Source organism: Myroides sp. LoEW2-1, from assembly GCF_009767705.1.
Lineage (GTDB): Bacteria > Bacteroidota > Bacteroidia > Flavobacteriales > Flavobacteriaceae > Flavobacterium > Flavobacterium album_A.
On the sequence record NZ_WSPP01000043.1, the window covers coordinates 21686 to 31497 of the forward strand.

Genomic DNA, 9812 nt, shown 5'->3' on the forward strand with positions numbered 1-9812 from the left:
GTAATCAAGCAAAATATTCTTTTATGAAAGATTCACTTGAGTTAAGGACAGTTACAGTGACCAGATATATTACTCCTTTGAGAGAGGGAGGGTCTTTACCTGCCTTAGCCGAAGCAGATGATGATTTTAAATATGTATTAAAGTTTAGGGGAGCTGGACATGGAGTAAAAGCTTTGATAGCCGAATTGTTAGGAGGGTTAATTGCAAGAGAATTGGGATTGAAAGTTCCAGAATTAGTTTTTGCAGAACTTGACGAGGCATTTGGCAGAACTGAAGCAGATGAAGAAATACAAGATTTATTACAGTTTAGCAAAGGGTTGAATCTTGCATTGCACTTTTTGTCAGGAGCTTTGACGTTTGATCCTGCAGCAGAAACAGTAGATGATACACTTGCTTCAAAAATAGTGTGGTTAGATGCCTTTATTACAAATGTCGATCGTACATTTCGAAATACAAATATGTTGATTTGGCATAAAGAGCTATGGTTAATTGATCACGGTGCGGCTTTCTATTTCCATCATTCATTTTCGAATTGGGAGAAAAGTGCAGAAACTCCTTTCTCTTTTATAAAAGATCATGTATTACTGCCTCGAGCAAGTAAATTATATGAAGTAGATCAAGAATTTAAGAAAATCTTGAATAGAGATAAGTTTGTAGCTATTGTCGATCAAATTCCAACAGAATGGTTGGAATGGGAAGGAAGTGATTTTTCGGCAAATGAGATTAGAGAAGTGTACCTGAACTTTCTATTAAGAAGACTTGAGTCTTCAACTATTTTTATAAACGAAGCAAATAAGTGGAGAGATGCAAGTATATGAGTATGCTGTAATACGATATGTTCCCAAAGTAGAGCGAGAGGAATTTATAAATATAGGTTTATTAATTTTTTGTAAATCTAAACGCAGTTTGCATTCGTCATTTTGTTTGAATAAAGATAGGATTGCGTGTTTTAGCAGTGAGTTAGATTTCGAAACATTAAAAGCACATGTTGCAGCCTTTGAAGAAGTTGCAAAAGGTGTAAAAACGAGTAAAAACCCAATAGCTCAGTTAGATGCTGCTGAACGATTTAGATGGTTGACTGCAGTTAAGAGTTCATGTATTCAAGCTTCGCGTCCTCATCCGGGGATGACTTCTGATTTAGAAGTATTGTTTAAACGTCTTTTCGAAGAATTAGTTTTATAAGATGCCATTTTATCGTTTAAAAGATAACGTAATCAATCAGATTAAATACTTTTTAGTCCGTTTGCCTTTTGTATTGAGTTTTATCACCTTGTTTATCTTGGTATATGACTTGGGGTTTAGCACGCTTAATGATTATCAAGTAGGATTAAACAACTTGTATAATACCTGTTTGACAATTGGGATGCTCGCTATTGCAAGAAGGTATTTGAGTAAGGAAATATCTAATAGTACAGGAGTAAGGATATTTGATATATTCAGTGTAATATTATTTATGTTCTTGGTTGTTGCTCGTTGGAAACCTGAGCATACAACTCATTTTTACGACAGTAGCGCCGTTATTTTCTTTGCCGTATTTATAATGGTTGTTCGAGAGTTCTCTGTGTTACAGTTGAACTTAAACAAGACAAGGCTTAATCCCGCCCAACTGTTTATCATTAGCTTTTTGTTGATTATTTTTGTTGGAGCTTTTATGTTGTCTTTTCCCAAGGCTACAACTACTCCTGGTAGTCTTCGCTATATAGATGCGTTGTTTACAGCTACGAGTGCAGTATGTGTTACCGGGTTATCAACTGTCGATATAGGTGGTCAGTTTACCGTGTTTGGAAAGACCGTGATGATATTCTTGATGGAATGTGGTGGTTTGGGTATTATGACTATTGCAAGTTATTTTAGTTACTTCTTTAGGGGAAAATCCTCATATGGAAATCAACTTGTGATGAAATCCATGTCATCAATAGACAAGTTAGGAGATGTTTTTGCTACTTTAAAGCGAATTATTGTTATATCGGGAATTATTCAAATCTTGGGGATGATTGGTATTTACATTGCCACGCGTCATCAGCAGTTTACATCATTATATGAACGAGTATTCTTTTCTATATTTCATTCAGTATCTGCTTTTTGTAATGCAGGCTTCTCTACCTTACCAGAGAGTTTATATACCTTTGAATACCGTTTTAATTATCCTTTACACCTAATTATTGCAGGATTATTTATTATGGGGGGATTAGGTTTCCCTATTGTATTTAATATCTATATGTATGTAAAACACTTAATTGTAAATAGATTACTTCCCTTTAGTCGTAAGGAGGCGAGTATTTATGTTCCAAGGGTAATTAACTTGAGCACTCGCATTATTCTTATAACAACGGCTACTTTGATTGTTGGAGGAACTCTAATGGTATATCTATTAGAGTATAATAATACGCTTGCAGAGCACCAAGGATTTGGTAAATGGGTAACAGCATTCTTTACAGCAACATCTCCTCGTACAGCTGGTTTTGCGTCAGTTGACAATGGAATGTTTAGCGTTCCTACTTTTTTGTTTATTATGTTTCTAATGTGGGTGGGAGCTTCGCCAGTATCAACAGGAGGGGGAATTAAGACCAGTACTTTTGCAATTGCGTTATTAAATATATGGACTCTGGCAAGAGGGAAGTCTAAGATTGAAGTGTTTAGAAGACAGGTAGATGAGTTGTCTGTTCAACGTGCATTTGCTATTATTTTACTATCCTTATTCGTTATCGGTGTTGCTATTTTTGCTTTAACTTATTTTGAGCCTAAGATTGGAATCGTCGAATTGGCTTATGAAGCTTTTTCAGCATACAGTACTTCAGGATTAAGTGCAGGGATAACGAGTCAATTGGGAGATGGGAGTAAGGTGATTTTGATTTTAACTATGTTTATTGGAAGGGTAAGTATGTTAACGATAATTATAGCGATGACTAAGAAAGATCATTTGACCAATTATAGCTATCCGAAAGAGGAGATTTTGATTAACTAAGAATTTGAGAATTATGAAATATATTATTGTAGGATTAGGGAATTTTGGAGCTTCATTAGCACAAAAGCTAACAGAGCAAGGAAATGAAGTTATCGGTATTGATAAAAATATGACACGTGTAGATTCTTATAAAGATAAGATTTCACATACAATATGTTTGGATTCGACGGATCAATATATGATGGCGGGATTGCCATTAGCGAATACAGATATTGTAATCGTAGCTATTGGGGAGGACCAAGGTGCGAATATTATGACTACTGCTGTGTTGAAAAATCTCAATGTCAAAAGATTAATTAGTCGTGCTATTACTCCTTTGCATGAAAATGTGTTACAGGCAATTGGAGTTGATGAAATAGTGCACCCAGAGGAAGAAACAGCTGAGCGATGGGCTAAGAAACTATGTATAAAGGGAGTGGTAGATTCGTATGAAATTAATGGTCGTTATAGTATAGTAGAGATCACGGTTTCGGATCGATTTGCCGGTAAAACTTTAGGTGAAATTGCCTTTCGTACAAACTACAATCTTGTTGTTTTAACGACACTTAAAGTGAGAGAGGAAAAGAATTTTTTGGGTATACATCGCAAAATACATGAAGTTCAGGGTATAGCCAACTACGATACTGTTTTGAATAAAGGGGATATCATGGTTGTCTATGGCGACAATAGAGATATTAAAAAGATCTTAGGAGAATAATTATGTATCAGGACAAAGAGGTCATTAACCAATTGATGCGGCTTCCTGATATAGGAGGAAGAATGCCTGTGTTGTTTATAGGGCATGGTTCTCCTATGAATGCGATTGAAGAAAATGAATTCTCAGTTACTTGGAAACAATTGAGTAGTAAATTGCCTATTCCAAGAGCAATATTAGTTATATCTGCACATTGGCTCACGAAGGGAACCTATGTGACAGCAAGTCAAAAGCTTCAAACCATACATGACTTTGGTGGATTTCCCCAAGCGTTGTTTGATATTGAATATCCAACTGATGGTTCACCCCTATTGGCAGAGCAAGTTCAACATATAGTAAGGAGTACTTCCGTTCAAGAAGATATGGATTGGGGATTGGATCACGGGAGTTGGTCTGTGTTGCGTAGGATGTATCCCTTGGCAAATATTCCTGTAGTACAATTGAGTATTGATTACTATAAGGGTGGTGAATTTCATTATAAATTGGGCAGTGAGTTAAGTGCTTTGCGAAATAAAGGAGTTTTGATAATAGGAAGTGGAAATATTGTTCACAATCTCAGAATGATAGATTGGAAGAATATGGATACAGATAATTATGCTTTTGATTGGTCTATCGAAAGTAATGAATTGATTAAAAAGTCAATTTTAGATAGGAATTTTAAGGTCTTAGTAGATCATCGAGGTTTGGGACATGCTACTAAATTAGCTATTCCTACTCCTGATCATTATTATCCATTACTATATACGCTTGGTCTTGTGGATCAAAAAGATGAAATTGAGATATTCAATGACAAATATGTCGGAGGTTCTTTAAGTATGACTTCGTATCTGTTTGGGAGATATTTGTAAATAAAACAAAAGGCGATCTATAAAATCGCCTTTTGTTTTATTTTAAATATAATTCCATTTCATGTTGTTCTAAAAATTCTATTGCTCCAATTGATTTAAAGAACATATTTACACCAAAGTTTTGTGCGTCAATATTAGTGACAAAAAACTCTTTGTTATCTCCTATGGTATCTTTTATTAGGAGAGAGGCAAATCCTTTTCGTCTAAACCCTTCTTTTACCCAGAGTTGTAGTATCTTATTCTTTGTAGTATTTACGATGATATATCCCACTGGTTGCCCTTCGAAAACAATCTTTTTAAGCGTGAGATTGCGTTCGTTGTTTGAGATACAAAACTCATTGTTTTGCCAAGAAGGTAGAACATCTTTTTCAGCATAGTAGATTAGATATTCGTAATAAGAAATATTCTTGATTTCAGTATTATTGACAATATTTTCGTCTACTACTTGTAATTTAGTATTTCCTTTTAGGCAATTCAAGTTTCGCCATTTTTTAAAGCCAATCTTTCTATAGGCTTTAGATGCAGTTTCATTAGAAGTGATTACTTCTAATGAAATTTTCTTAATATCAAAACTTCTAAATATAGGTAAGGCATAGTCGTACATTTTTGTAGTAAGATTATTACCTCTAAATTCAGGGAGTACACCAGTAGCAGCATTATATAGCTTGTAATTGTTCCTTCCGTGAAGGATAAAGGCTACTAATTTTTTGTTTGAATAAACTCCAATAGAATCACTTAGTTGAATACCTTCTGCTTTAATTTTGGTTTCTAACTCTTCTTTAGTTAGGTGCATAGGTATTGTGTAATCACCAAATGAAGCATTAAAGACTTCTACCAGTTCAGTAAAATCCACATTATTTAAAAACCTATATTGAAAGTTATTGCTCATAGAATTCTGTAATCAGTTTATTGAAAATATCTTTTGTATCTTTTCTTGTTGCATGATGCGCGTTTATCCCACACCAAAGTGAGTTAAAATTATAAAGATTTTTCTGTTTTGCAAAAAATCGAATATTTTGTGTTAAAATATTTTGAAAAGGAAAGTCTGGAATGGGGCTTTTTGAGTTATCTACTTGTGTCATAAAGTCATTGATAATTCCACGAGCCCATTTGCCTGAGAAGGCCTTTGTAAACTTGGTTTCAACTGCAGTACCTTTGGATAGTAAATCCTTTTGATATTCCATTGCATTGCTCTCGGTAGCCGTTATAAAAAGAGAACCGAAAGTAGCAAAGCTCGCGCCTCGATTAAAATAATCTTTGGCTTGTTTGCCAGTGAATAGCCCTCCTGTTACAATCAACGGAATATTCACTCCTTCTTTTCTTACACAATCAAAAAGTTGATTTAGGGGTAAGTTGTCTTCTATATTATCACTCAGAAAACTACCTCTATGCCCACCTGCTTCAATTCCTTGTAAGACGATTGCATCTATTTTGTGATCTTGTAAATATTTTGCTTCTTCTACAGTTGTTGCTGTACCTATTAAAAATATATGCTGTTTATGTAAAAGCTCAATTTCTTCTTTTGTAAAACAACCAAAAGTAAAAGTTATGATTTTGATGTTGTGTTTTAATACTACTTCTAATATTGGGTGGTAGGTTGGTTGAATAAAGTGTGGTATTTCTTCATAGGGGATATTGTTGTCCTTGCAGATTGTCTTTAAGGTTGTTTGCATAGAAGCAATATCCTCCTTATTTTCTTTTATTATTGGATGTAAAAAGATATTTATAGCAAATGGTTTGTCTGTTAACTCCTTAGTCTTTGTTAGCAGTTTGTCACATACAGCAGGGGGAAGGCCACCTAAAGGTAAGGTTCCTAAACCTCCTTGGTTCGCAATTGCAGCAACCATTTCTGGGGTTGCTACGCCAAGCATTGGAGCTTGACCAAGATCGTACTTAATGCCTAAAATGTCTTTTAATCCTTTCATAACTATAGTTCTAAATTACCCACAGGATAATCTCCAAAATGATGAGATAAATCAACTGTTTTGTATGTTAATTTCGAATATTTGTTTGAAAATAAAATAATACACACATTGTCTTTTTCAAGTCGAATATAAGATGAAGTGTTACCTCTCCACCAACCATTGTGATACGTGAATGTATCTCCATTTGTCATTTCGATGAGTCTAAATCCTAAACCGTAATTTCTTACTCCTTTATTTTCAAAACTATATCCTTGAAACATTTGTTTTCTTAACTTTTCACTTAAGAATGTTTCGGAATATAAAGCTGTATCTAATTTAAGAAAATCTCTTGGGGTAACATAAATATTTTTATCCCCATAAGTGCTATCCATATAATCCCAATGCATTGGAGTGTAATTGCTTTTATATGATTGAGTTACGTCGTTTTTCTTGTCTAAATCATCAAAGACAAAACTATTTTTCATCTCTAGAGGATCAAATATTAGTTCTCTTACAGCTTCGCGAAAAGTCTTATTAGTAACTTTTTCGACTATACTTGCTAATACAACGTAATTTGTATTACTATATGAAAATCTGGTATTTGGACTGAAATCCAAGTCTACTTTTTCAGATTTAATAATGTCAATGACGTCTTGGTTTTTAATAGGTGTTTTATAACTCCATACTTCTCCATAATAACCATAATAACGCAATCCACTGCGATGTGATAATAGCGTTTTTACTGTGATTTCTGGATAGGGAAATCCTTCTATAATTTCACTTACACTTTGATCAAGTTCAAGTTTTCCCATATCGATAAGTCGCATAATAGTAACAGCAGTAACTACTTTACCTACTGAAGCAACGTGAATAGGGGTGTTTTCAGTTATCTGTTCTGCATTTCTTTTATTCGCAAATCCAGAGTAATCTTCATATATTATTTGCCCGTTCTTAGCCACTAAGAAGCTTCCTGTATATCCAGATTTCTTTATGTTTTTAATATAAAAGTCTTCTACCTCATTTGCTTTTGATAGGATATAACTTGGAGATAGTTTGTCAAATTCAACGAGATATGGGTTTTCTTCATATATACTATGTTCTTGTATGATTGAAGTGTTTAGTGCTAAGTCTTTTTCTTTCACTTTAGTTTGACAAGAAATAATTAAAAGTGAAGAAAGTAAGGTTATTGTTAGTTTGTTTTTGTTTGTCATTTTATAATTAGCTGTAACCAATTAAGTGTATTAAACTAATTGGTAAATCCATTAAACAACTGTTGTTATTTAATGTTTAAGTTTTTTAAAGTTTGTTTTTGTAATGCCTCCTTGTGCAATAGTACTGATATTGATTTAAGTTTCATATAAGCAGTACTCATATAAATATAGCCGTCATTGCCAATGCGTTCAGTATTATTTCCCCAAGAGTTCTTTACTTTATAATAGATATTGCCTTTTTGATCTTTTACTTTTCCAATTATGTGCATTAAATGATCATCTTGTGTTTGATAACTATAAAAGTCTTGTAAGCGGGATTCTTCCGTAATTGTCTTTTCTTCTACGATTTCTGTTAGTCCCTTACTGTTATCATCTTTTGATGAAGGGATAAATGCGATTCCGTTTTTAGCATTAAAAGTAATTTCTGAAACATCACAGTCAAGAGACAGGGTATAACCTTTATCTAAAGCGTTGTCAATATTAGCGATATACTCATCTAATGGGAGGTTGTATAGACTTCCATTTGAGAAATTATCTGGGATATTTAAAATAAAAGGAGTGTAGTAAGTTTGGTTTTTAAACGATGTTATTGTGATGTAATCATCTGCTTTAATACCTAGCATATCCATAAATGTCTGTGGTGTATACTTCTTGCCTTCATAAGTAAATTCAGTAATATTTTTACCTATATATGTATCTAAGATAAACTCAGTAATTGGTTTCCAATTATTACTTATTGTATTTCTGCTTGAAGTATAAGCATCTAATGTACTTTTTAATACTCTAAATAATTCACTATGATCGTATTCTTGCTTAGTTTGCTCTGGAGAAAACACGTCATTTGGAACAATACCGTATTCTTTTATACTGTTGATTACATCATGAGCAAGTCCACCCTCACCAAATTGAGTTTTCCCCTTACGAGTGATGTAGTTGTCTATTTTCTTGGGATAGACATTGCGCACGGTGTACATTTCTGATATATCAATAAACTTTCCCGTTTTCCTGATTATTTCAGACTCCAGAAAAGAAGATGTGCTAAAACTCCAACAAGTACCAGTATTTCCTTGGCTTATTACAGGAGTTGCGTCGAGGTCTATAATAGTTTGAAAATCATATTCTTGTGCTTGAATACTTATCGTTAAAGCAAATAACGATAGAGAGAATAAGAGTTTTTTCATGGTTTATAATGTTTTGGTTTTGCAATATAATGCAAAAAATAGATTATTTTTACGATAAATTCAAAAGATTATGAGTAAGATACAATGGGAAACAGCTATCGAGTTTGAGGATATTACATATAAAAAATGTGATGGAGTTGCTCGTATAGCATTTAATAGACCAGAGGTTCGCAATGCTTTTAGACCAAAAACAACAAGCGAACTATATCGTGCTTTTTATGATGCACAAGAGGATACGTCAATTGGGGTAGTACTTCTTTCAGCAGAAGGACCATCACCAAAAGATGGAGTGTATTCTTTCTGTAGTGGAGGAGATCAAAAAGCAAGAGGGCATCAAGGATATGTAGGAGATGATGGTATGCACCGATTAAATATTTTAGAAGTTCAACGTTTGATTCGCTTTATGCCAAAAGTGGTTATTGCAGTTGTACCAGGTTGGGCAGTAGGTGGAGGTCACAGTTTACACGTTGTATGTGATATGACATTAGCCAGTAAAGAACATGCTATATTTAAGCAAACTGATGCAGATGTAACGAGTTTTGATGGAGGATATGGTTCTGCTTATCTTGCAAAGATGGTAGGTCAAAAGAAAGCGAGAGAAATATTCTTTTTGGGTAGAAATTACTCTGCTCAAGAAGCTTTTGAGATGGGAATGGTTAATGCAGTGATTCCTCATGCAGAGTTAGAAGATACCGCTTATGAATGGGCTCAAGAAGTGTTAGCTAAATCACCAACATCAATTAAGATGTTGAAGTTTGCCATGAACTTAACTGACGATGGTATGGTTGGTCAACAGGTATTTGCTGGAGAAGCGACAAGATTGGCCTATATGACTGATGAGGCAATTGAAGGAAGAAATGCATTCCTTGAAAAGAGAAAACCTAATTTCCCTAAGAAATGGATTCCTTAATAGGTAATAATTAGTAAGATATAAGAGCACTTTATTCATGTGAATTAAGTGCTCTTTTTTTGTGATAAGGTGTGTTTTAATGAATGACATGGGGGAGTA

The 9812-nt window shown here is 34.0% G+C and carries 10 protein-coding genes; 6 read left to right on the forward strand and 4 right to left on the reverse strand.

Going from position 1 to position 9812, the window contains the following annotated elements; genetic code table 11:
* Nucleotides 1-23 precede the first annotated feature (23 nt).
* Genes GOQ24_RS03580 through ygiD form a run of 5 tightly spaced genes read left to right on the forward strand, consistent with a single transcriptional unit; the run spans nt 24 to nt 4507 of the window.
* Nucleotides 24-818, forward strand: coding sequence for a HipA family kinase (locus tag GOQ24_RS03580; protein WP_155092545.1), 795 nt, complete (start codon nt 24-26; stop codon nt 816-818).
* Complete coding sequence (locus tag GOQ24_RS03585; RefSeq protein WP_155092544.1) at nt 805-1182, forward strand: DUF3037 domain-containing protein; 378 nt, start codon at nt 805-807, stop codon at nt 1180-1182. Before GOQ24_RS03580 ends, GOQ24_RS03585 begins: the two co-directional genes overlap by 14 nt.
* A 1-nt stretch (nt 1183) precedes the next feature.
* Complete coding sequence (locus GOQ24_RS03590; protein ID WP_155092543.1) at nt 1184-2965, forward strand: TrkH family potassium uptake protein; 1782 nt, start codon at nt 1184-1186, stop codon at nt 2963-2965.
* Nucleotides 2966-2978: 13 nt separating this feature from the next.
* On the forward strand, nt 2979-3662 hold the full coding sequence (locus tag GOQ24_RS03595; RefSeq protein WP_155092542.1) for a potassium channel family protein: 684 nt from the start codon (nt 2979-2981) through the stop codon (nt 3660-3662).
* Between the two features lie 2 nt (nt 3663-3664).
* Entirely contained in the window at nt 3665-4507 is an 843-nt protein-coding gene (gene ygiD, locus GOQ24_RS03600; protein WP_155092541.1) for a 4,5-DOPA dioxygenase extradiol, read from the forward strand.
* Between the two features lie 37 nt (nt 4508-4544).
* Here the strand turns inward: ygiD and GOQ24_RS03605 are convergent, their stop codons facing one another.
* From GOQ24_RS03605 to GOQ24_RS03620, 4 genes are all read right to left on the reverse strand, one after another.
* Entirely contained in the window at nt 4545-5396 is an 852-nt protein-coding gene (locus GOQ24_RS03605) for a GNAT family N-acetyltransferase (protein ID WP_155092540.1), read from the reverse strand.
* Entirely contained in the window at nt 5386-6432 is a 1047-nt protein-coding gene (locus tag GOQ24_RS03610; RefSeq protein WP_160339116.1) for an NAD(P)H-dependent flavin oxidoreductase, read from the reverse strand. Before GOQ24_RS03610 ends, GOQ24_RS03605 begins: the two co-directional genes overlap by 11 nt.
* A 2-nt stretch (nt 6433-6434) precedes the next feature.
* On the reverse strand, nt 6435-7622 hold the full coding sequence (locus GOQ24_RS03615) for a serine hydrolase domain-containing protein (protein ID WP_155092538.1): 1188 nt from the start codon (nt 7620-7622) through the stop codon (nt 6435-6437).
* A gap of 65 nt (nt 7623-7687) precedes the next feature.
* Nucleotides 7688-8803, reverse strand: coding sequence for a C1 family peptidase (locus tag GOQ24_RS03620; protein ID WP_160339117.1), 1116 nt, complete (start codon nt 8801-8803; stop codon nt 7688-7690).
* Between the two features lie 70 nt (nt 8804-8873).
* On the opposite strand from GOQ24_RS03620, the gene GOQ24_RS03625 reads away from it, so the two are divergent.
* Nucleotides 8874-9713 carry a 1,4-dihydroxy-2-naphthoyl-CoA synthase gene (locus GOQ24_RS03625; protein WP_006258825.1) on the forward strand — a complete coding sequence of 280 codons (840 nt, stop codon included), beginning with the start codon at nt 8874-8876 and terminating at the stop codon, nt 9711-9713.
* The last annotated feature ends 99 nt before the right edge of the window (nt 9714-9812 follow it).

Excerpts from the sequence above, each read along its gene's own strand:
- GOQ24_RS03580 (WP_155092545.1), top strand. The coding sequence starts at position 24 with ATGAAAGATTCACTTGAGTTAAGGACAGTTACAGTGACCAGATATATT.
- GOQ24_RS03585 (WP_155092544.1), top strand. The coding sequence starts at position 805 with ATGCAAGTATATGAGTATGCTGTAATACGATATGTTCCCAAAGTAGAG.
- GOQ24_RS03590 (WP_155092543.1), top strand. The coding sequence starts at position 1,184 with ATGCCATTTTATCGTTTAAAAGATAACGTAATCAATCAGATTAAATAC.
- GOQ24_RS03595 (WP_155092542.1), top strand. The coding sequence starts at position 2,979 with ATGAAATATATTATTGTAGGATTAGGGAATTTTGGAGCTTCATTAGCA.
- ygiD (WP_155092541.1), top strand. The coding sequence starts at position 3,665 with ATGTATCAGGACAAAGAGGTCATTAACCAATTGATGCGGCTTCCTGAT.
- GOQ24_RS03605 (WP_155092540.1), bottom strand. The coding sequence starts at position 5,396 with ATGAGCAATAACTTTCAATATAGGTTTTTAAATAATGTGGATTTTACT.
- GOQ24_RS03610 (WP_160339116.1), bottom strand. The coding sequence starts at position 6,432 with ATGAAAGGATTAAAAGACATTTTAGGCATTAAGTACGATCTTGGTCAA.
- GOQ24_RS03615 (WP_155092538.1), bottom strand. The coding sequence starts at position 7,622 with ATGACAAACAAAAACAAACTAACAATAACCTTACTTTCTTCACTTTTA.
- GOQ24_RS03620 (WP_160339117.1), bottom strand. The coding sequence starts at position 8,803 with ATGAAAAAACTCTTATTCTCTCTATCGTTATTTGCTTTAACGATAAGT.
- GOQ24_RS03625 (WP_006258825.1), top strand. The coding sequence starts at position 8,874 with ATGAGTAAGATACAATGGGAAACAGCTATCGAGTTTGAGGATATTACA.